Source organism: Clavibacter quasicaliforniensis, from assembly GCF_051201715.1.
GTDB classification, from domain to species: Bacteria; Actinomycetota; Actinomycetes; order Actinomycetales; family Microbacteriaceae; genus Clavibacter; species Clavibacter seminis.
In genome coordinates this window covers 2,794,834-2,816,380 of the sequence record NZ_CP139624.1, presented here as the reverse complement: position 1 = coordinate 2,816,380, position 21,547 = coordinate 2,794,834, and the positions used below count along the sequence as shown (strand labels likewise).

The 21,547-nt window shown below is 67.4% G+C and carries 13 protein-coding genes and 3 rRNA genes; 12 read left to right on the top strand and 4 right to left on the bottom strand.

Annotated features, from left to right (window positions below; all coding sequences use genetic code 11):
• Positions 1 to 193 precede the first annotated feature (193 nt).
• Positions 194 to 1,015: an oxygenase MpaB family protein gene (locus NL142_RS13350; RefSeq protein WP_435080130.1), complete on the bottom strand. Its 822-nt coding sequence runs from the start codon at positions 1,013 to 1,015 to the stop codon at positions 194 to 196.
• Positions 1,016 to 1,262: 247 nt separating this feature from the next.
• Between NL142_RS13350 and sucC the strand changes: the two genes are divergently transcribed.
• The 11 genes from sucC (at position 1,263) to NL142_RS13295 (ending at position 18,607) form a co-directional block, all read left to right on the top strand.
• On the top strand, positions 1,263 to 2,426 hold the full coding sequence (sucC, locus tag NL142_RS13345) for an ADP-forming succinate--CoA ligase subunit beta (protein ID WP_094114572.1): 1,164 nt from the start codon (positions 1,263 to 1,265) through the stop codon (positions 2,424 to 2,426).
• Between the two features lie 27 nt (positions 2,427 to 2,453).
• Positions 2,454 to 3,341, top strand: coding sequence for a succinate--CoA ligase subunit alpha (gene sucD, locus NL142_RS13340; protein WP_012039236.1), 888 nt, complete (start codon positions 2,454 to 2,456; stop codon positions 3,339 to 3,341).
• Between the two features lie 160 nt (positions 3,342 to 3,501).
• Positions 3,502 to 4,782 (top strand): cell division protein PerM, encoded by a 1,281-nt coding sequence (locus NL142_RS13335; RefSeq protein WP_435080129.1) that lies wholly within the window; start codon positions 3,502 to 3,504, stop codon positions 4,780 to 4,782.
• Between the two features lie 9 nt (positions 4,783 to 4,791).
• On the top strand, positions 4,792 to 5,385 hold the full coding sequence (purN, locus tag NL142_RS13330) for a phosphoribosylglycinamide formyltransferase (protein ID WP_435080128.1): 594 nt from the start codon (positions 4,792 to 4,794) through the stop codon (positions 5,383 to 5,385).
• Complete coding sequence (gene purH / locus NL142_RS13325) at positions 5,382 to 7,007, top strand: bifunctional phosphoribosylaminoimidazolecarboxamide formyltransferase/IMP cyclohydrolase (RefSeq protein ID WP_435080127.1); 1,626 nt, start codon at positions 5,382 to 5,384, stop codon at positions 7,005 to 7,007. Before purN ends, purH begins: the two co-directional genes overlap by 4 nt.
• A 576-nt stretch (positions 7,008 to 7,583) precedes the next feature.
• Positions 7,584 to 9,104 (top strand): 16S ribosomal RNA (locus NL142_RS13320).
• Positions 9,105 to 9,532: 428 nt separating this feature from the next.
• Positions 9,533 to 12,652 (top strand): 23S ribosomal RNA (locus NL142_RS13315).
• A gap of 116 nt (positions 12,653 to 12,768) precedes the next feature.
• Positions 12,769 to 12,885 (top strand): 5S ribosomal RNA (gene rrf / locus NL142_RS13310).
• Together the 16S, 23S and 5S rRNA genes form the textbook arrangement of a ribosomal RNA operon.
• A 275-nt stretch (positions 12,886 to 13,160) precedes the next feature.
• Positions 13,161 to 14,372 (top strand): dimethylargininase, encoded by a 1,212-nt coding sequence (ddaH, locus tag NL142_RS13305; protein WP_435080126.1) that lies wholly within the window; start codon positions 13,161 to 13,163, stop codon positions 14,370 to 14,372.
• A gap of 663 nt (positions 14,373 to 15,035) precedes the next feature.
• Positions 15,036 to 16,802 (top strand): ABC transporter ATP-binding protein, encoded by a 1,767-nt coding sequence (locus tag NL142_RS13300; protein ID WP_435081602.1) that lies wholly within the window; start codon positions 15,036 to 15,038, stop codon positions 16,800 to 16,802.
• Positions 16,799 to 18,607, top strand: coding sequence for an ABC transporter ATP-binding protein (locus NL142_RS13295; protein ID WP_104237254.1), 1,809 nt, complete (start codon positions 16,799 to 16,801; stop codon positions 18,605 to 18,607). The genes NL142_RS13300 and NL142_RS13295 overlap by 4 nt, the downstream gene beginning before the upstream one ends.
• 76 nt (positions 18,608 to 18,683) lie before the next feature.
• On the opposite strand, the gene NL142_RS13290 is transcribed toward NL142_RS13295, so the two are convergent.
• The 3 genes from NL142_RS13290 to NL142_RS13280 all read right to left on the bottom strand — a co-directional run bounded on the left by NL142_RS13290 (position 18,684) and on the right by NL142_RS13280 (position 20,040).
• The gene (locus NL142_RS13290) at positions 18,684 to 19,121 is read right to left on the bottom strand and encodes a hypothetical protein (protein ID WP_435080125.1); all 438 of its coding nucleotides are present in this window, start codon (positions 19,119 to 19,121) and stop codon (positions 18,684 to 18,686) included.
• 142 nt (positions 19,122 to 19,263) lie between these two features.
• Positions 19,264 to 19,584 carry an MGMT family protein gene (locus NL142_RS13285; protein ID WP_194685026.1) on the bottom strand — a complete coding sequence of 107 codons (321 nt, stop codon included), beginning with the start codon at positions 19,582 to 19,584 and terminating at the stop codon, positions 19,264 to 19,266.
• A gap of 3 nt (positions 19,585 to 19,587) precedes the next feature.
• Positions 19,588 to 20,040, bottom strand: coding sequence for a GNAT family N-acetyltransferase (locus NL142_RS13280; RefSeq protein ID WP_194685025.1), 453 nt, complete (start codon positions 20,038 to 20,040; stop codon positions 19,588 to 19,590).
• Positions 20,041 to 20,279: 239 nt separating this feature from the next.
• Between NL142_RS13280 and NL142_RS13275 the strand changes: the two genes are divergently transcribed.
• The gene (locus NL142_RS13275) at positions 20,280 to 21,494 is read left to right on the top strand and encodes an NADP-dependent isocitrate dehydrogenase (RefSeq protein ID WP_012039226.1); all 1,215 of its coding nucleotides are present in this window, start codon (positions 20,280 to 20,282) and stop codon (positions 21,492 to 21,494) included.
• Positions 21,495 to 21,547 lie beyond the last annotated feature (53 nt).

The following is a 21,547-nucleotide window of genomic DNA, read 5'->3' as shown; positions in this document are numbered from 1 at the left end:
GCCGTGCGGCGCGCGGACGAAGGGGCGGGCGGTCGTGCCTGGGCCGCGCTGAGGAGGGAGAGAGGTGAGGTTCCGAGGGGTTCCGAGTCATGGCCGCACAGTGCGGGTGCACCGCGGCGCCGCTGCGCGCAGGTCGGCGAGCCGGGGACGGGATCCCCGGCCGTGCGCCTGTGCAGGAGCGGCCGGGCGACGGCTACCCGGCGTCGCGGCGGAGGTACCTGCGGGTGATCACCGAGCGGGGCGCCTCGCGGACGGCACGCGGCAGCACCCGGTACACCGCGATGACGGACGCCAGGAGCCGCGCGTGGCGCCGTTCGAGCCGGGCATCCCACCGCATCCCGAAGCCCGAGCGGAGGCGAGGCGGCAGCAGCCCCGCCGTCACGAGCGCGACGACGGGCATCACCGCCCGGACGACCGGGGACCCGACCCGTCCGCCCAGGAGCGTCCGCGCGACCCTCCGCGCGTCCGCGGTCGGATCGAGGGTCGCGATCCGGTCCTCCCAGTAAGCGCGGAATGCCGCCCGATCAGCGGGCCACCGGCTCTCGGGGACCTGCAGCGCGGTCCCGAGGACGGCGTACTCGCGGTAGACGCGGTCGGCGGCCTCCTCGGGCAGCCGGCCGAAGCAGAGCTCGAACATCGTGATGGCCGAGTCGTACAGCGTCGCGGCCACCCACAGCTGCAGGTCGGGGTCGTACGCGGAGTAGGCCGGTGCGGATCCGTCGGCCGCGGGAGCCGCCGACCGGACCGGCGCGTGCGCACGACCGACGATCCGCCTGGCGCGCGCGACCTCGTCCGGTGAGCCGAACACGACCGCGTAGACGTAGCCGAGCGTCCCCTCCAACCGGTCGAGCGGTCGTGACGCGAAGTCGCTGTGCTCGGCCACGCCGCGGGCGACGGACGGGTCGGCGATCTGGAGCAGGATGGCCCGTCCCCCCGCGGCCAGCAGGATCCCCTCGCCCGCGAGATCGCGGATGGATCCGTCCGGCCGGCATGCGGGGTGCGTCCTCGGCCTCATCCGCCCAGTCTCCCTCCCCAGGGCGCGGATCGCGCGTCGGCGCACGGCCCGCGCGCACCCGGGCCGGCGCACCCGCGACCCGATAGGCTCTCCACGGTCGTCGACGCGGCGGGCCGGCCCACGCAGGTGGGCGGCGGGCGCGTCGACCAGCCGCAACACACCGGGTGCCGCCGCCAGACGGTCGTGGCACCGCAGCCTCGAACGACGCACATGACCGCCGAGCGCGGGTGCGGATGGGATGACACGCGTGGATCTTTTCGAATACCAGGCCAGGGACCTCTTCGAGTCCTACGGCGTCCCGGTCCTCCCGGGGATCGTCGCCGACACCGCCGAGGAGGTGCGCGCCGCGGCCGAGAAGCTGGGCGGCACCGTGGTCGTGAAGGCGCAGGTGAAGACCGGCGGCCGCGGCAAGGCCGGAGGCGTGAAGGTCGCCCAGAGCGCCGACGCGGCCTTCGAGGCCGCCGAGGGCATCCTCGGCCTCGACATCAAGGGCCACACCGTGCACCGCGTGATGGTCGCGGCCGGCGCCCGCATCGCGCAGGAGTTCTACTTCTCGATCCTCCTCGACCGCGCCGAGCGCTCCTACCTCTGCCTCGCGAGCTACGAGGGCGGCATGGAGATCGAGGAGCTCGCGGTCACGCGCCCCGAGGCGCTCGCCCGCATCGAGATCGACCCGGTCGCCGGCATCGACGCCGCCAAGGCCGAGGAGATCGCGCGCGCCGCCTCGTTCCCCGAGGAGCTCATCGCCAAGGTCGCGCCGGTCTTCGAGCGCCTCTGGTGGGTCTACCGGGACGAGGACGCGACGCTCGTCGAGGTCAACCCGCTCGTCCTCACGGAGTCGGGCGAGATCATCGCCCTCGACGGCAAGGTCACGCTCGACGAGAACGCCGGCTTCCGGCACGAGGGCCACGCGGCCCTCGAGGACGCGGCCGCAGCCGACCCGCTCGAGGCCAAGGCCAAGGAGTCCGACCTCAACTACGTGAAGCTCGACGGCCAGGTCGGCATCATCGGCAACGGCGCGGGCCTCGTCATGTCCACGCTCGACGTCGTCAGCTACGCCGGCGAGCAGCACGGCGGCGTGCGTCCGGCGAACTTCCTCGACATCGGCGGCGGAGCGTCGGCCGAGGTCATGGCGGCCGGTCTCGACGTCATCCTCGGCGACGAGCAGGTCACGAGCGTCTTCGTCAACGTCTTCGGCGGCATCACGTCGTGCGACGCGGTCGCGAACGGCATCGTCGGCGCGCTCGACAAGCTGGGCGACGCCGCCACCAAGCCGCTCGTCGTCCGCCTCGACGGCAACAACGTCGAGGAGGGCCGCCGCATCCTCGAGGAGCGCGCCCACCCGCTCGTCACCGTCGTCGGCACCATGGACGAGGCGGCCGACAAGGCCGCCGAGCTGGCCGCCGCTTAACTCCCGAGAGAGAACAGGAACAGATAGATGTCGATTCTTCTCGACGAGAACAGCAGGATCATCGTCCAGGGCCTCACCGGCTCCGAGGGCACCAAGCACGCGGGCCGCATGCTCGCGTCCGGCAGCAAGGTCGTCGGCGGCGTCAACCCGCGCAAGGCAGGCAGCACGGTCACCATCGAGGGCGTCGAGCTCCCGATCTTCGGCTCGGTCGCCGAGGCCATGGCCGAGACGGGTGCCGACGTGTCGGTCATCTTCGTCCCGCCGGCCTTCGCCAAGAGCGCGGTGGTGGAGGCGATCGACGCGGCCATCCCGCTCGCGGTCGTCATCACCGAGGGGATCCCCGTCAAGGACTCCGCCGAGTTCTGGTCGCACGCCAAGAGCACGGGTGGAAAGACGCGCATCGTCGGCCCGAACTGCCCCGGCATCATCAGCCCCGGCAAGTCGAACGCCGGCATCATCCCCGCCACCATCACGGAGGCCGGCCCCATCGGGCTGGTGTCGAAGTCGGGCACGCTCACGTACCAGATGATGTTCGAGCTGCGCGACCTCGGCATCTCGACCGCCATCGGCATCGGCGGCGACCCGATCATCGGCACCACGCACATCGACGCCCTCGAGGCGTTCGAGGCCGACCCGGAGACGCGCGCCATCGTCATGATCGGCGAGATCGGCGGCGACGCCGAGGAGCGCGCGGCCGAGTACATCAAGGCCCACGTCACCAAGCCGGTCGTCGCCTACGTCGCGGGCTTCACCGCCCCCGAGGGCAAGACCATGGGCCACGCCGGCGCCATCGTCTCCGGCGGCAGCGGCACGGCCCAGGGCAAGAAGGAGGCCCTCGAGGCCTCGGGCGTCAAGGTCGGCAAGACGCCGACCGAGACGGCGAACCTCCTCCGCGAGGTCTTCGCCGCCCTGTAGCGGCGCGGCGCTCGCGAGCGCACGACGACGGCCCGCATCCCCGGTGGATGCGGGCCGTCGTCGTGCCCGGGTCCTCCCCACGCGGATCGACTCGCGGATGCCCCGGCGCGCCCGGCGCCGGACGGGTCGCGCACTGCCCGGCCGGTAGGGTCGTCGAGGCATGAACCGACACGCAACCGCCCTGTTCGCGGCACTCGAGGCGCTCCTGGTGGTGGGGGTCGGCGTCGCCCTGCCCCTCGTGCCGCTCACCGCGCTGTGGGCCGGCCAGTACGACCTGCAGATCGACTGGGGCGTCTTCGCGCGCACGGCCGTCGACCTGTGGCTCCTCGGCCACGGCGTGCCGCTCACGGCGTCGCTGGATCCGTCGCTCGCCTCGTCCTTCGGCCTCCCGGGCGTCGACGCGCCGTTCGCGCTCACGCTGGCGCCCCTGGGATTCGCGCTCCTCACGCTGCTCCTCGGGATCCGGGCCGGCCGCCGCATCGTCGAGACCGACCACCCCGGCGTCGGCGCGCTCTCCGCCGTCGCCACGACCGCCGTGCTGTCCCTCGGCCTCGCGCTCGCGGCGCAGCATGACGGCGTCTCCCCGGCCGTCGTCCGCGGAACGATCCTCCCGACCCTGGTCCTCGCGCTGGGCCTCCTCGTCGGCGGCATCGCACGCGCCGATCGAGCGCGGGCCCGTAGGTGGTGGGGGTCCCTGTCCTCCGGGCGGGCGGCCGGTTTGATCCGCGGCGCTCGCGACGCCCTCGACCGCCTCCCGGACGGTGCGGCCTCCGTGGCGGCCACGGCCGTGCGCGGGGGAGCGGCCGCGGCCTTCGGCGTCGTCGCGATCTCCGCCGTGGTCGTCGCGGTGCTGCTCGGCCTCCAGTACGCGACCGTGATCACCCTCTACGAGACGCTGCAGACGGGGATCGTCGGCGGCATCGCCCTCACGCTCGCGCAGATCGCGCTCCTGCCGAACCTGGTGATGTGGGCTGCGTCGTGGCTCATCGGGCCCGGCTTCGCCCTCGGCACCGGATCGTCCATCTCCCCGCTCGGCACGACCGTCGGCCCGATCCCGTCCGTCCCGGTCCTGGGCATCCTGCCGCAGGGTGCGTTCGACCTCGGGTACCTGGGGATCCTGGTGCCGGTCGTCGTGTCCTTCGTCGCCGCGGTCGCGCTGTCCCCGCGGGTCGCCCGGATCCCCGAGCCCGAGGGGCGCCGCTGGCCGTGGTTCCTGGTCGCGGGTCTCGGCATGGGGCTCGTCGGCGCGGTGGTGCTCGCCCTGCTCGCGGTCCTCTCCGGCGGCGCCGCCGGACCCGGGCGCCTGGCCGACGTCGGCCCGTCAGGCGGGTGGATCCTCCTGGTCGCGTTCCTCGAGATCGGCGTGGCGTCCGTCGCGGGCATGTTCGTCTCGGGCCTCATGGCCCCCCTCGTCCGGCGCAGCCCCGAGGGACGCGGATAGGCTGTGCGCGTGCTCAACGTGGTCGTCCTCATCTCCGGCAGCGGGACCAACCTCCACGCCCTCCTCGAGGCGGCCGACCACGCGGAGTACTCGGCGCGCGTCATCGCGGTGGGAGCCGATCGCGACGCCGACGGCCTCCGCTTCGCCGAGGAGCGGGGCATCCCCACCTTCACCGTGCCGTTCGCGAGCTTCCCCGATCGCGCCTCGTGGGGCGACGAGCTGGCGGCGGCGATCGCCGGGTGGGAGCCCGACCTGGTGGTCCTCAGCGGATTCATGCGGCTCCTCCCGCCGCGCGCCGTGGCGGCCTTCGCGCCCCACATCGTCAACACCCATCCGGCGTACCTCCCGGAGTTCCCCGGCGCCCACGCGGTCCGGGACGCCATCGCCGCCGGGGCCACGAGCTCCGGGGCGTCCATCATCGTCGTCGACACCGGGGTCGACACCGGGCCGGTGCTCGCGCAGGAGCGCGTGCCCGTGGAGCCGGACGACACCGAGCACACCCTGCACGAGCGCATCAAGGTCGTGGAGCGCAGGCTCCTCGTCGACACGGTGCGCGCGATCTCCCTCGGCACCATCGACCTCAAGGAGCTGTCCCCGGCATGAGCGGACCCCGTCACGACCCGTCCCTGTTCCGCGATCGAGACGGCATCGAGGTGGCGCGCGCCCTCGTCTCCGTCAGCGACAAGGCGGGGCTGCTCGAGCTGGCCGCTGCGCTCGCGGAGGCCGGGGTCGAGATAGTCTCCACCGGATCCACCGCCAGCACCATCGCGGACGCGGGCTTCCCCGTCACGCCGGTGCAGGACGTGACCGGGTTCCCGGAGGCGCTCGACGGACGCGTCAAGACGCTGCATCCCGCGGTGCACGCCGGTCTGCTCGCCGACCTCCGGCTCGAGTCGCACGAGGTGCAGCTCGCGGAGCTCGGCATCTCCCCGTTCCAGCTCGTGGTCGTGAACCTCTACCCGTTCGTGGAGACGGTGGCGTCGGGAGCCCCCGCGTCGGACGTGATCGAGCAGATCGACATCGGCGGTCCCGCCATGGTGCGGGCGTCGGCCAAGAACCACGCGAACGTCGCGATCGTCGTGTCCCCGTCGAGCTACGACGAGGTGATCGCAGCCGTGCGCGCCGGGGGGACCACCCTCGAGCAGAGGCGGCGTCTCGCGGCCGCGGCGTTCGCGCACACGGCCGACTACGACCGGGCTGTCGCGGACTACTTCCGGTCGACGGTCGTCGGCACGGGATCCTCCGAGCCGGGTGGCTCCGCCTGGCCCACCAGCTGGGACGTCGCGGGCGAGCTCGCTCAGGTGCTCCGGTACGGCGAGAACTCCCACCAGGATGCGGCGCTCTACCGACGGCCGGATGGCGCGGGCATCGCCCAGGCGACCCAGCTGCACGGCAAGGAGATGTCCTACAACAACTTCGTCGACGCGGACGCGGCGGTGCGCGCCGCCTACGACTTCGCGGAGCCGGCGGTCGCCATCATCAAGCACGCGAACCCCTGCGGCATCGCCGTGGCAGCGCCCCGCGCGGTGGACGCGATCGCCGCCGCGCACCGCAGCGCGCACGACTGCGATCCCGTCTCGGCGTTCGGGGGAGTGATCGCGGCGAACCGCACCGTCACCCTGGGGATGGCCGAGACGGTGAAGGAGATCTTCACCGAGGTCCTCGTCGCCCCCGGGTTCGACGACGACGCGCTCACGCTGCTGAAGACGAAGAAGAACCTGCGGCTGCTGACGCTCCCGGAGGGCTACCACCGCGAGCTCCTGGAGGCGCGGCAGATCTCGGGTGGGTACCTGGTCCAGTCCGGTGACGCGTTCCCGACCGACGGCACGCGCCTCTCGGCGTCGTGGACCCTGGCGACCGGGGAGCCCGTGGACGAGCAGACGCTCGCGGACCTCGAGTTCGCGTGGAAGGCCTGCCGGGCGGTGAAGTCGAACGCGATCCTGCTCGCCCACCACGGCGCGTCCGTGGGAGTGGGCATGGGACAGGTCAACCGGGTGGACTCGTGCCAGCTCGCCGTCCAGCGCGCGGGCGACCGGGCGTCTGGATCCGTGGCGGCGTCCGACGCGTTCTTCCCGTTCGCCGACGGGCTCCAGGTCCTGCTCGACGCCGGCGTCCGCGCCGTGGTGCAGCCCGGCGGATCCGTGCGCGACGAGGAGGTCGTCGAGGCCGCCCGTGCCGCAGGCGTCGTCATGTACTTCACGGGCGAGCGCCACTTCTTCCACTGACCGGCACGGCGGCGGTCCCCTGGGGGCCGCCGCCATGCCGCCGGCAGAAGCCGTCGCGACACGCCCGGGATGTGGGTGGTTTTGCGGGGGTGGGGCGGTCCGCGTAATGTCTCCTCTTGTCGCCGGAACGGGCGGGGAGCTGAGAAGCTTCCGGAGTTGTTCTGGTGTTCTGGATCCTGGTGAAACAGAAGTTGCCGTGGCCCTGAAGGGTTGCGTGTTTACCATCAACTGAGCTAGGGTCTGATTCTGCTTCCGACGTGAGTGCTGGGCCTTATGGTCTGGATCACTCCCACGGGGAGCGGTGGAGTGTGAGCTCCGATGGCTGGCTGTGATGGTCGGTGTCGGGAGCGTCCGTTCCTTGAGAACTCAACAGCGTGCACAATGTCAAATGCCAAATACCCGTTGCGGGTGTCCTTCGGATGCTCGTTTCGGATTCCTTTGGAATACATTTAAACAAACAAGCAAGTCAGTAATGATTTGTTCTGTCGGTTTCAAACTTGCTGGTTCGTGTTCGATTCCCGTTCACGTCTGGCTTTAGATGTGCCGGCTGCTTTTGGGTGGTCGTGCGTTTAAGCATTTATGGAGAGTTTGATCCTGGCTCAGGACGAACGCTGGCGGCGTGCTTAACACATGCAAGTCGAACGGTGATGTCAGAGCTTGCTCTGGCGGATCAGTGGCGAACGGGTGAGTAACACGTGAGTAACCTGCCCCCGACTCTGGGATAACTGCTAGAAATGGTAGCTAATACCGGATATGACGACTGGCCGCATGGTCTGGTCGTGGAAAGAATTTCGGTTGGGGATGGACTCGCGGCCTATCAGGTTGTTGGTGAGGTAATGGCTCACCAAGCCTACGACGGGTAGCCGGCCTGAGAGGGTGACCGGCCACACTGGGACTGAGACACGGCCCAGACTCCTACGGGAGGCAGCAGTGGGGAATATTGCACAATGGGCGAAAGCCTGATGCAGCAACGCCGCGTGAGGGATGACGGCCTTCGGGTTGTAAACCTCTTTTAGTAGGGAAGAAGCGAAAGTGACGGTACCTGCAGAAAAAGCACCGGCTAACTACGTGCCAGCAGCCGCGGTAATACGTAGGGTGCAAGCGTTGTCCGGAATTATTGGGCGTAAAGAGCTCGTAGGCGGTTTGTCGCGTCTGCTGTGAAATCCCGAGGCTCAACCTCGGGTCTGCAGTGGGTACGGGCAGACTAGAGTGCGGTAGGGGAGATTGGAATTCCTGGTGTAGCGGTGGAATGCGCAGATATCAGGAGGAACACCGATGGCGAAGGCAGATCTCTGGGCCGTAACTGACGCTGAGGAGCGAAAGCATGGGGAGCGAACAGGATTAGATACCCTGGTAGTCCATGCCGTAAACGTTGGGAACTAGATGTGGGGACCATTCCACGGTCTCCGTGTCGCAGCTAACGCATTAAGTTCCCCGCCTGGGGAGTACGGCCGCAAGGCTAAAACTCAAAGGAATTGACGGGGGCCCGCACAAGCGGCGGAGCATGCGGATTAATTCGATGCAACGCGAAGAACCTTACCAAGGCTTGACATATACCGGAAACATGCAGAAATGTGTGCCCCGCAAGGTCGGTATACAGGTGGTGCATGGTTGTCGTCAGCTCGTGTCGTGAGATGTTGGGTTAAGTCCCGCAACGAGCGCAACCCTCGTTCTATGTTGCCAGCACGTAATGGTGGGAACTCATAGGAGACTGCCGGGGTCAACTCGGAGGAAGGTGGGGATGACGTCAAATCATCATGCCCCTTATGTCTTGGGCTTCACGCATGCTACAATGGCCGGTACAAAGGGCTGCGATACCGTAAGGTGGAGCGAATCCCAAAAAGCCGGTCTCAGTTCGGATTGAGGTCTGCAACTCGACCTCATGAAGTCGGAGTCGCTAGTAATCGCAGATCAGCAACGCTGCGGTGAATACGTTCCCGGGCCTTGTACACACCGCCCGTCAAGTCATGAAAGTCGGTAACACCCGAAGCCAGTGGCCTAACCGCAAGGGAGGAGCTGTCGAAGGTGGGATCGGTGATTAGGACTAAGTCGTAACAAGGTAGCCGTACCGGAAGGTGCGGCTGGATCACCTCCTTTCTAAGGAGCATGTGCACCTCTCCTCTGTATACAGGGAGATCAAGGGTGCCAAGTCACGCGTCAGGCGTCTGTTCTGGCGGTGGCGCTCATGGGTGGAACATTGACATTGATGCCGGCTGATGTGTCGGGCTGCTAGTACGCCTCCTTGTGGGGTGGGAACGCGGTCTGGTGTGTCGAGGGCATGTTGCACGCTGTTGGGTCCTGAGGGACCGGGCCGCACCTTTATGGGTGTGTCTGGTTTCTTGTCGGACCCTTTCCGTCGTCCTGTTGTGGATGGTGGTGGGGTACCGCCCGTATATTGAGAACTACACAGTGGACGCGAGCATCTTAGATTCACCGGTTTACCGGTGGATCACAAAGATCTATTTATAGATCATTGGTCAATTCTGTCTCCTCTAGGGGAGGCGAAACGATTCAATCTCATGTGATTTCAAGATTCTAAGAGCAAACGGTGGATGCCTTGGCATCTGGAGCCGAAGAAGGACGTATAAATCTGCGATAAGCCTCGGGGAGCTGATAATAGAGCTGTGATCCGAGGATCTCCGAATGGGGAAACCCCGCCAGGCCCTTTGGGTGACCTGGTGACTCCCGCCTGAATATATAGGGCGGGTAGAGGGAACGTGGGGAAGTGAAACATCTCAGTACCCACAGGAAGAGAAAGCAAAAGCGATTCCGTTAGTAGTGGCGAGCGAAACCGGAAGAGGCCAAACCGATCATGTGTGATATCCGGTAGGAGTTGCATGGTCGGGGTTGCGGGACTTTCCGTACAGTTCTACCGAGCTGTGAGGGCAATGAGCGCGATATAGACGAATGGTCTTGAAAGGCCAGTCATAGAGGGTGCGAACCCCGTAGTCGAAATGTCGTCGCCTGTCCGGAGAGTATCCCAAGTAGCACGGGGCCCGAGAAATCCCGTGTGAATCTGTCAGGACCACCTGATAAGCCTAAATACTCCCAGATGACCGATAGCGGACAAGTACCGTGAGGGAAAGGTGAAAAGTACCCCGGGAGGGGAGTGAAATAGTGCCTGAAACCGTTTGCTTACAAACCGTTGGAGCACCCTTGTTGGTGTGACAGCGTGCCTTTTGAAGAATGAGCCTGCGAGTTAGTGATATGTGGCGAGGTTAACCCGTGAGGGGCAGCCGTAGCGAAAGCGAGTCTTAATAGGGCGTATGAGTCGCATGTTCTAGACCCGAAGCGAAGTGATCTATCCATGGCCAGGTTGAAGCGACGGTAAGACGTCGTGGAGGACCGAACCCACTTCAGTTGAAAATGGAGGGGATGAGCTGTGGATAGGGGTGAAAGGCCAATCAAACTTCGTGATAGCTGGTTCTCTCCGAAATGCATTTAGGTGCAGCGTTGCGTGTTTCTTGCCGGAGGTAGAGCTACTGGATGGACGATGGGCCCCAAAAGGTTACTGACTTCAGCCAAACTCCGAATGCCGGTAAGTGAGAGCGCAGCAGTGAGACGGTGGGGGATAAGCTTCATCGTCGAGAGGGAAACAACCCAGACCACCATCTAAGGTCCCTAAGCGCGTGCTAAGTGGGAAAGGATGTGGAGTTGCATAGACAACCAGGAGGTTGGCTTAGAAGCAGCCACCCTTGAAAGAGTGCGTAATAGCTCACTGGTCAAGTGATTCCGCGCCGACAATGTAACGGGGCTCAAGCACGCCACCGAAGTTGTGGCATTTATATTATAGGCAGGCCTTCGTGGTCCAGCCGTATGGATGGGTAGGAGAGCGTCGTGTGGCCAGCGAAGCGGCGGTGTGAACCAGCCGTGGAGGCCACACGAGTGAGAATGCAGGCATGAGTAGCGAAAGACGGGTGAGAAACCCGTCCTCCGAAAGACCAAGGGTTCCAGGGCCAGGCTAATCCGCCCTGGGTAAGTCGGGACCTAAGGCGAGGCCGACAGGCGTAGTCGATGGACAACGGGTTGATATTCCCGTACCGATGAAGAACCGCCCAAGACAATCCAGTAATGCTAAGTGTCTGAATCCTTGATTCGATCCCTTCGGGGTGACGGTCTTGGCCTAGCACACGACCCTACGCTGGGGCGTTTAGCGTATTAACAGGTGTGACGCAGGAAGGTAGCTGAGCCGGGCGATGGTTGTCCCGGTCTAAGGATGTAGGGCAGAAGATAGGCAAATCCGTCTTCTATGTAGCCTGAGACCCGATGGGTAGTCCTCACGGACGAAATCAGTGATCCTATGCTGCCGAGAAAAGCATCGACGCGAGGTTCCAATCGCCCGTACCCCAAACCGACTCAGGTGGTCAGGTAGAGAATACTAAGGAGATCGAGAGAATCGTGGTTAAGGAACTCGGCAAAATGCCCCCGTAACTTCGGGAGAAGGGGGGCCTGAGGCGTGTAGGGATTTACTCCTGAAGCGTTTGAAGGCCGCAGAGACCAGTGGGAAGCGACTGTTTACTAAAAACACAGGTCCGTGCTAAGTCGCAAGACGATGTATACGGACTGACGCCTGCCCGGTGCTGGAAGGTTAAGAGGAACGGTTAGCACGCAAGTGCGAAGCTGAGAATTTAAGCCCCAGTAAACGGCGGTGGTAACTATAACCATCCTAAGGTAGCGAAATTCCTTGTCGGGTAAGTTCCGACCTGCACGAATGGCGTAACGACTTCCCAGCTGTCTCAACCGCGAACTCGGCGAAATTGCACTACGAGTAAAGATGCTCGTTACGCGCAGCAGGACGGAAAGACCCCGTGACCTTTACTACAGCTTGGTATTGGTGTTCGGTGTGGCTTGTGTAGGATAGGTGGGAGACTGTGAAGCTCGGACGCTAGTTCGGGTGGAGTCATTGTTGAAATACCACTCTGGTCACTCTGGATATCTAACTTCGAACCGTAATCCGGTTCAGGGACAGTGCCTGGTGGGTAGTTTAACTGGGGCGGTTGCCTCCTAAAGAGTAACGGAGGCGCCCAAAGGTTCCCTCAACCTGGTTGGTAATCAGGTGTCGAGTGTAAGTGCACAAGGGAGCTTGACTGTGAGACTGACAAGTCGAGCAGGGACGAAAGTCGGGACTAGTGATCCGGCAGTGGCTTGTGGAAGCGCTGTCGCTCAACGGATAAAAGGTACCTCGGGGATAACAGGCTGATCTTGCCCAAGAGTCCATATCGACGGCATGGTTTGGCACCTCGATGTCGGCTCGTCGCATCCTGGGGCTGGAGTAGGTCCCAAGGGTTGGGCTGTTCGCCCATTAAAGCGGTACGCGAGCTGGGTTTAGAACGTCGTGAGACAGTTCGGTCCCTATCCGCTGCGCGCGTAGGAAATTTGAGAAGATCTATCCCTAGTACGAGAGGACCGGGATGGACGAACCTCTGGTGTGTCAGTTGTTCCGCCAGGAGCACCGCTGATTAGCTACGTTCGGAACGGATAACCGCTGAAAGCATCTAAGCGGGAAGCCGGCTTCGAGATGAGATTTCCATCCCTTTTAGGGTGAAGGCTCCCGGCTAGACTACCGGGTTGATAGGCAGGATGTGGAAGCGAGGACTAAAGACTCGTGGAGCTGACCTGTACTAATAAGCCGATATCTTGAAAACACTTTGCTTGCGTCCACTATGTGGTTCCCGATATACGGTCGGGTGCTAATTGAACAACCAGCTTGACTGGTCGATTCATCACAGATTTCATGCCCTGTGGGGTGTGTATGAGGTGTTTCGGCGGCCATAGCGAGAGGGAAACGCCCGGTCACATTCCGAACCCGGAAGCTAAGACTCTCAGCGCCGATGGTACTGCAGGGGGGACCCTGTGGGAGAGTAGGACACCGCCGGACTTAACTTGAGAATGATCGGGGAGGCCCGTCGCACATCGTGCGGCGGGCCTTTCTGCGTTAACACTCGAGCTACCCCGTGGTTCGGGCGCGTTCCTGTCAGCCCCCTCACATGCCGGTCATAAGGGCTGACGTTATCGTCGTCGTTCGTGACCGAATCCCGCGAGAACGACCGCACACCCGGCCAGCCCGTCGACTCCGCTGACGGTGGAACGTCCACGACTCCAGCGATGTCCACCGGCGTCCGCCCATCGGCGGCGCGTCCACCGCGCGCAGGGATGTCGAACGCTCCCCTCGGCAGGGCGCTCTCCGCGGCTCTCGTGTCCGCGGGCGTGTCGGCGATCATCGGCCTGCTCTTCAGCGTCCTGACGCTCTTCAGCTCCAACCAGCCGAGCGCTGCCGTGCTGGTGACGCTCCTCGACTACTGGACGGTGCACACGCTCGTCGCCTTCGTCCTCCTCGCCGCGTTGGCGGGGGTGGGCATGCACCGGCGTCTGTGGACGTCCATCGTGGGATCCGTGGCTGCCGCAGTGGTCGGCGCGCTCACCGGGAGCCTCGTCGGCGCCCTGGGGCAGGGCGCCACCGTCAGCGGCGACATCGTCGGCCCGCTGCTCGAGACGCTCCTCGGCCTCAACCTGATGTTCGTGCTCGGCGTCGCTCTGGCGTCCATCCTCCTGGGCCGTCGGCTCTGGATCCGACTCGCCGCCGCGGGGGACGGGGAGATCGAGCGGGAGCGCATCGCCCTCGTGCGGATCCCGTCATCGCGGCTCGCCGACGGCGAGCTGACGCACCTGGAACGCCGGCCCGTGGAAGCCGAGCTCGCGGACCAGCAGTGGGAGCGCTACGTGCTCGCGCTCGAGGAGCACGGATGGTCGACCCGCGAGGTGCCGCCGGCCGACGACCACCCGGACTCGGTGTTCGTGGAGGACGCCGTGCTCGTGCTCGGGACCACAGCCGTCCTGCTCACGTCCGGGGCCGACTCGCGCCGTGGCGAGCGGACCGGCGTCGAGCGTGCGCTCGAGGACATGGACCTGGCGCTCACGTCCATCGACCTACCCGCGACCATCGACGGCGGGGACGTGCTCGAGGTCGGGCGCACGCTCTACGTCGGTGCGAGCAGTCGGACCAACGCGGCGGGGATCCAGCGGCTGCGCGAGATCGCCCGGCCCCTCGGATACGCCGTGGTGGGCGTCCCCGTCAGCCGGACCCTTCACCTCAAGTCGCAGGTCACGGCGCTGCCGGACGGGACGGTCATCGGATACGAGCCGCTGGTCGACGCACCCCGCCTGTTCCCGTCGTTCCTCCCCGTCCCCGAGGCGGAGGGCGTGGCCGTCGTCGCGCTCGACGACGACACCCTGCTGCTTTCAGCCGCCGCTCCTCGCACGGCGGACCTGCTCCGCGGTCTGGGCTACGAGGTCATCGCCGTCGACATCAGCGAGTTCGAGAAGCTCGAGGGCTGCGTCACCTGCCTGTCGGTCCGCATCGGCTGACGTCCGCGTCACGCGCCTCCGCACCGCGGGAAGCGTCAGCACCGCACCGCGCGAGCCCGGCCCGCATCTTCGGATGCTGGCCGGGCTCTTGTGCGTTGGGCCTGCGCTCCATATGCTGGAAGGCTGCCTGGGGCGGCCATTCACGTGGTCGATCGGTGCGGCCCACACGTGAATCGCATACGCAGCCAGGGAGGGTGTCATGACCACGACATCGACGACACACGCACGCACCGTCTCGCACCGGATCGACGAGGTGGCCGTGACCGCGACCCCGTCCTCCCGCGCCGCCAGCTGACCTCACCGCTCGACGCCCCGGCGTCGGGCGCGCGGCGGACGACCGGGGCGGTCGGCACGGAAGCGCGGCTCGGCCTCCCCGGTCGAACGCGTCCGCGTGCGGATCGCCGTTCGTCCCGCGGCGCCCGACCGGATCCCCCGTCTGCTCCACCGCTCGCGTCTCGCCGGGCAGCTGCTCGGCCCTCCCCGAGATCCATCCACCCCCGATCCTCCGCCGCGCGCGTGCTGACGCGCGCGGTCGCCCCGCACGCCCGGCCGCGCATCGGCCGATCACAGAAGGAATGACTCGTGTCCACCTCACCGCCCGCATCGTCCGACCAGGCGCCGTCCGAGCGGCACGGCCCCCGGCCCGGCACCATCGCCGTGCTCATGCGGCTGCTGCCGTTCGCCCGGCCCGCCATGCCCAGCATCATCGCGGGCATGGTGGTCGCGCTCGTCGGCTCGCTGCTGTCGCTCGTCATCCCGCAGATCCTCCGCGGCCTCGTGGACGGCCCGCTCGGCGACGGCGACTCGGCCGCCGTGGTGCCCGCGGTGCTCCTGATCCTCGGCCTCGGGATCCTCGAGGCCGCCATGATCGCGCTCCGCCGCTGGTTCGTGCTGAAGCCCGGCACGCTCATGGAGGCGGACATGCGGAACGCGTTCTACCGGAAGCTGCAGCGGCTGCCCGTCGCGTTCCACGACCGGTGGCAGAGCGGCCAGCTGCTGTCGCGCATGGTCAGCGACCTGAACCTCATCCGCCGCTGGATGGCGTTCGGCCTCGTGCTGTTCATCGTCAACATCCTCACGATCCTGGTGGGCATCGGCTTCCTGGTCTCCATCGACTGGCGCCTCGGGCTCGGCTTCCTCGTGTGCTCCATCCCGCTGTGGGTCTACGGCTACCTCTTCGAGCAGAAGTACTCGTCCGTGGCGCGTCTCAGCCAGGACCAGTCCGGCGACCTCGCCACGAGCGTCGAGCAGTCGGTGCACGGGATCCGCGTGCTGAAGGCGTTCGGCCGCGGCAAGCACATGCACGACGCGTTCGCCGAGCAGGCGGAGGAGCTGCGCGGCACGGAGATCAAGAAGGCGAAGGCCATCGCCGGCATCTGGCTCTGGCTGCTGCTGGTGCCCGACCTGACCTTCGCCCTTGCGCTGCTCGGCGGCGTGCTGCTGGCGGCCGGCGGGCAGATCTCGGTGGGCGACCTCGTGGCCTTCTTCGCGACCGCCGCGGTCCTGCGCTGGCCGATCGAGTCGATCGGGTTCCTCCTGTCGATGACCTTCGACGCGCGGACGGCCATCGACCGCTACTTCGAGGTGATGGACGAGGAGGACGCGATCACGGATCCGGCGAACCCCGTGCGGATCGCCGAGCCCCGTGGTCATCTCGTCTTCCGCGGCGCGCGCTTCCGCTACCAGGACGCCTCCGCGGACCAGCCCGACCTCATCGACGGGGTCGACCTCGACCTGCAGCCGGGGGAGACCATGGCGCTCGTCGGGGTCACCGGCTGCGGCAAGTCCACGCTCACGGCGCTCACGACCCGGCTCTACGACGTGACGGGCGGCAGCATCGAGCTCGACGGCGTGGACATCCGCGACCTGGGGCTCGAGGAGCTGCGGAGCCGGATCGCCATGGCCTTCGAGGACGCGACGCTGTTCTCCTCGAGCGTCCGCGACAACGTGCTGCTCGGCCGCCCCGACCTCGCCGACGGCGGGCCCGAGGCGGAGCGGGTCCTGCAGGAGGCGCTCGACATCGCGCAGGCCGGCTTCGTGCGCGACCTGCCCGACGGCGTCGAGACGACCGTCGGCGAGGAGGGGCTCAGCCTGTCCGGCGGGCAGCGGCAGCGGCTCGCCCTCGCGCGCGCCGTCGCGGCGGCGCCGGACGTGCTCGTCCTCGACGACCCGCTGTCGGCGCTCGACGTCGACACGGAGGCGCTCGTCGAAGCGGCGCTGCGCCGCGTGCTCGCCTCCACCACCGCGCTGATCGTCGCGCACCGCCCCTCGACCGTGATGCTCGCGGACCGGGTGGCGCTCATGCAGGACGGCCGCATCACCGCGGTCGGCCGGCACTCCGAACTGCTCGCCACGAACGAGCACTACCGGTTCGTCATCTCGAGCCTGGACGTGGAAGGGAACACCGTGCGCGAGGAGGCCTCAGCATGAGCGTCACCGGAGTCACCGGCGAGGAGAGGGACGACTTCTCCCGCGAGGAGAGCAAGCAGATCCGCCGCCGCTCGACGCGGCTGCTCGTCAGCACCATCCAGCCGGTCAAGCGGACGCTGATCCTCACGGCCGCGACGATCCTCGTGGCCACCGCCGCGAACGTCGCCGGCCCCGCCCTCATCGGCGTGGGCCTCGACCGCGCGCTGCCGTCGCTGCTGGGCACGGGCGACCCCACGATGCTCGCGCTCGTCATCGGGGCGTACGTCCTGGTCGCGGTCACGGGCGCCGTGCTGGTCGCGAAGTATCAGGTGATGTCCGCGCGCATCGCGCAGGAGATCCTGCTCGACCTCCGCAAGCGCATGTTCCTGCACACCCAGAAGCTGAGCCTCGAGTTCCACGAGACGTACACGTCCGGCCGGATCATCTCCCGCCAGACGAGCGACCTCGACTCGATCCGGGAGCTGCTGAACGGCGGCATCAACCAGCTCGTGCAGGGCGCGCTCTACATGGCGTTCACCGCGATCGCGCTGTTCTCGTTCGACTGGGTGTCCGGCCTCGTGCTGCTCGCGGCGCTCGTGCCGCTGTTCTTCCTGAGCCTCTGGTTCGCGGTGAAGTCGCAGGCGCTGTTCCGCCAGACGCGCGTGAAGTCGGCGCGGCTGATCGTGCACTTCGTCGAGACCATGACGGGCATCCGCGCGGTGAAGGCCTTCCGCAAGGAGAAGCGCAACGCGGAGGAGTTCTCCGAGCACGTCGAGGGCTACCGCGACACCAACATGCGCGTGATCCAGGTCTTCGGCATCTTCGACCCGGGCCTCATCCTCATCGGCAACGTCACGGTCGCCGTGGTGCTCCTGGTGGGCGGCCTGCGCGTCGCGGACGGGCAGCTCGGCATCGGCGCGCTGCTCGCGGTGGTGCTCTACACGCGGCAGTTCTTCGGGCCGGCGCAGGACATGGCGATGTTCTACAACAGCTACCAGTCGGCCTCGGCCGCGCTCGAGAAGATCTCGGGCGTGCTCGAGGAGGAGCCGAGCGTGCCGGATCCCGTGACGCCGGTCGACCTGTGGGAGTCCACCGGTCACGTCTCCTTCGAGGGCGTCGAGTTCGGCTACGGGAAGGGCAAGACGATCCTGCCGCGGTTCGACCTCGACATGCCGGCCGGGCAGACCATCGCGCTCGTCGGATCCACCGGCGCGGGCAAGACGACGCTCGCGAAGCTCATCTCCCGGTTCTACGACCCGTCCGGCGGCCGCGTGGCGCTCGACGGGATCGACCTCCGCGACCTGCACCCGAAGGACCTGCGGCGCGCCATCGTGATGGTGACGCAGGAGGCGTACCTGTTCTCCGGATCCGTCGCCGACAACATCGCGATCGGCAAGCCCGACGCTACCCGGGGCGAGATCCAGGCGGCCGCGGAGGCCGTGGGGGCGCACACGTTCATCGAGTCGCTGCCCGACGGCTACGACACGGACGTGAACAAGCGCGGGGGCCGGGTGTCCGCGGGGCAGCGTCAGCTGATCTCGTTCGCGCGCGCGTTCCTCGCGGACCCGGCGGTGCTGATCCTCGACGAGGCGACGAGCTCGCTCGACATCCCGAGCGAGCGGCTCGTGCAGCAGGGCCTCACGACTCTGCTCGCGGACAGGACGGCGATCATCATCGCGCACCGGCTCTCGACCGTCGCGATCGCGGACCGCGTGCTCGTGATGGAGCAGGGGCGCATCGTCGAGGACGGGACGCCGGAGTCGCTCATCCAGGGCACCGGCCGGTTCTCGCAGCTGCACGCGGCGTGGCGGGAGTCGCTGGTCTAGCGTCGGCGCGCGGTCACGGCCCGGGGCCTCCCGACGGGGAGGCGCCCGGGCCGCGTCGCGTCCGGACACCGTGCCGTCAGAGGTCGAGCGCGGGGGAGCCCACAGGCAGCCACGCGTGCACGGCGTCTCCGTCCGCGGCGGCCAGCCAGCCGTCGCCGCACGCCATGGCCGCGGCGGGGGACGGATCCGGCCACCAGGTGTCCTGCACGGTCGGAGCGGGGGCGTCGGCGGGCGCGGCGGCGCAGCCCAGCCGGTCGGCCGGCGTCGCGGAGCGGAACTCGAGGATCGCGCCCTCGCCCCGCAGCGAGGTCTTGATGCGGATGTCGGTCGCGTCCGCGGGGATCCACGTCGGGATGCGTCCGTCGGCGTCCGCCGCCGTGGCGTAGACGCGCGCATCCGCTGGCGTGGTCATCCCGCCGACGGTGCTCGCGGCGCCGCAGCCGGTGAGGATCAGGACGACGAGGATCGTGAGCGGGGCGGCGGCGAGGGAGCGTGCGGACGGGCGACGGGGCATGCTCCCAGTCCAGCGGAGCCGCGCCCGCGGCGCATCGGCCGCGAGGCCCCGACCCTGGTCCCGCAGCATGACCTGCGCTCGGCCGCCAGGCGGACGGCGGCCATGCCGCGAGCGGCGCGGCGAGCGGACCGCGGTCGGCGGATCACGGGAACCAGCGGGCGGCCTCGAGGTCGACGCGGTAGCCCGCGTCGGTGGGGGCGTCGACCAGCGGCGTGCCCTCGGCCTCGTAGCGGGGACGGGCCTCGTCGGCGAGCCCGGTCGGCGGGTGCCCGCCGGCCCGGAGCACGCGCCACCAGGGCAACCCGGCGCCGTGGTAGCGCAGCACCATGCCGACCGCTCGGGCACCGCGGCGGCCGAAGACGGCGGCGACGTCGCCGTAGGTCATGACGCGGCCCGACGGGATCTCGGCGACGACCTCGAGCACGCGGTCGGTGAACTCGCCCGGGTTGGCGAAGACGGCCACGCGCTAGAGCGCCAGCGCGCCGATGGCCTCGCCGTACTGGGTCTCGCCGATGACCTCGAAGCCGACGTGGGTGAAGAACTCCTCGGGTCCGTCCTCGCCCGGCTCCCACACGACCGTGAGGCGGTCGAAGCCGCGCGAGCGCGCCTCGTCCGCGAGCGCGAGCACCGCGAACCGGCCCACGCCGTGGCCCTGCGCGTCGGCGTCGACGTTGATGCGCCAGATGCAGCTGCGGAAGATCTCCTCGTGGGCCTCGGGGTCGAAGTTGCCCATGATGAACCCGACGACCTCGTCGTCCTCCATGACCACGCGCGGCCATGCGGTGGTCGGGTTGACGTAGGCCTCGGCGATGGAGTGCGACACGGGGGCGACGAAGGCCTCCTGGCCCGGCTTGAGCGTCAGCGTGTTGGCCGCCACGATCGTGCGGGCGCTCAGCTCTTCGAGTGTCATGTCGCTCATGGGCACAGGGTATCGGGCGGGCCTCCGTCGGGCCAGGTGCGTCGGGCCGGGCCGGGTCGGAGGCGGCGTCGGGGCACGGAGTCGGGGCGCGGATCCGACCCGGACCCGCCGATGTCTCGATGTCGAGAGACAGGGCCCGCCGGGTAGGCTGGCCCACGGATCCACCGGCGACGAGCCGGACCCGGCGCGCGCCGACGGAGACGCGCACGGAGGCGACCGACGAGCATGAGGAGGACTTCGTGGAGAAGATCAAGGTAGAGGGGACCGTCGTCGAGCTCGACGGCGACGAGATGACGCGCATCATCTGGCAGTCCATCAAGGACACGCTCATCCACCCGTACCTCGACATCGACCTCGAGTACTACGACCTGGGCATCGAGAAGCGCGACGAGACCGACGACCAGATCACGATCGACGCGGCGAACGCCATCAAGAAGCACGGCGTCGGCGTCAAGTGCGCGACGATCACGCCCGACGAGGCGCGCGTCGAGGAGTTCGGGCTGAAGAAGATGTGGCGCTCGCCGAACGGCACCATCCGCAACATCCTGGGCGGCACGATCTTCCGCGAGCCCATCATCATCAGCAACATCCCGCGCCTCGTGCCCGGCTGGAACAAGCCGATCATCGTCGGCCGCCACGCGTTCGGCGACCAGTACCGCGCCACCGACTTCCGCTTCGAGGGCGAGGGCACGCTCACGATGACCTTCACGCCCAAGGACGGCTCCGAGCCGCAGCAGTTCGAGGTGTTCCAGAGCCCCGGATCCGGCGTCGCGATGGGCATGTACAACCTCGACGACTCGATCCGCGACTTCGCGCGCGCGTCGCTCTCGTACGGCCTCGCCCGGAACTACCCCGTGTACCTCTCCACGAAGAACACGATCCTCAAGGCCTACGACGGCCGCTTCAAGGACCTGTTCCAGGAGGTCTTCGAGGCCGAGTACGCCGACCAGTTCGCCGCAGCCGGCCTCACGTACGAGCACCGCCTCATCGACGACATGGTCGCCGCGTCGCTCAAGTGGGAGGGCGGCTACGTCTGGGCCTGCAAGAACTACGACGGCGACGTGCAGTCCGACACCGTCGCGCAGGGCTTCGGCTCGCTCGGCCTCATGACCAGCGTGCTCACCACGCCCGACGGCAAGGTCGTCGAGGCGGAGGCCGCGCACGGCACCGTCACGCGCCACTACCGCCAGCACCAGCAGGGCAAGCCCACGTCGACGAACCCCATCGCGTCGATCTACGCCTGGACCCGGGGCCTCGCGCACCGCGCCAAGCTCGACGGCAACGACGCGCTGAAGACCTTCGCGGACACCCTCGAGGACGTCGTCATCACGACGGTCGAGAGCGGCAAGATGACGAAGGACCTCGCGCTCCTCGTCGGACCGGACCAGCCGTACCAGACCACCGAGGAGTTCCTCGCGTCGCTCGCGGAGAACCTGCAGACGCGCCTGGCCTGATCCCGCGGGCGTCCTCGCGACGCCGCCGGACGCCGAGAGGCCCCGCCCCCGAA

Coding starts and splice junctions, on each gene's coding strand:
- NL142_RS13350 (WP_435080130.1), bottom strand. CDS start 1,015: ATGAGGCCGAGGACGCACCCCGCATGCCGGCCGGACGGATCCATCCGC.
- sucD (WP_012039236.1), top strand. CDS start 2,454: ATGTCGATTCTTCTCGACGAGAACAGCAGGATCATCGTCCAGGGCCTC.
- NL142_RS13335 (WP_435080129.1), top strand. CDS start 3,502: ATGAACCGACACGCAACCGCCCTGTTCGCGGCACTCGAGGCGCTCCTG.
- purH (WP_435080127.1), top strand. CDS start 5,382: ATGAGCGGACCCCGTCACGACCCGTCCCTGTTCCGCGATCGAGACGGC.
- ddaH (WP_435080126.1), top strand. CDS start 13,161: ATGTCGAACGCTCCCCTCGGCAGGGCGCTCTCCGCGGCTCTCGTGTCC.
- NL142_RS13300 (WP_435081602.1), top strand. CDS start 15,036: ATGCGGCTGCTGCCGTTCGCCCGGCCCGCCATGCCCAGCATCATCGCG.
- NL142_RS13295 (WP_104237254.1), top strand. CDS start 16,799: ATGAGCGTCACCGGAGTCACCGGCGAGGAGAGGGACGACTTCTCCCGC.
- NL142_RS13290 (WP_435080125.1), bottom strand. CDS start 19,121: ATGCCCCGTCGCCCGTCCGCACGCTCCCTCGCCGCCGCCCCGCTCACG.
- NL142_RS13280 (WP_194685025.1), bottom strand. CDS start 20,040: ATGAGCGACATGACACTCGAAGAGCTGAGCGCCCGCACGATCGTGGCG.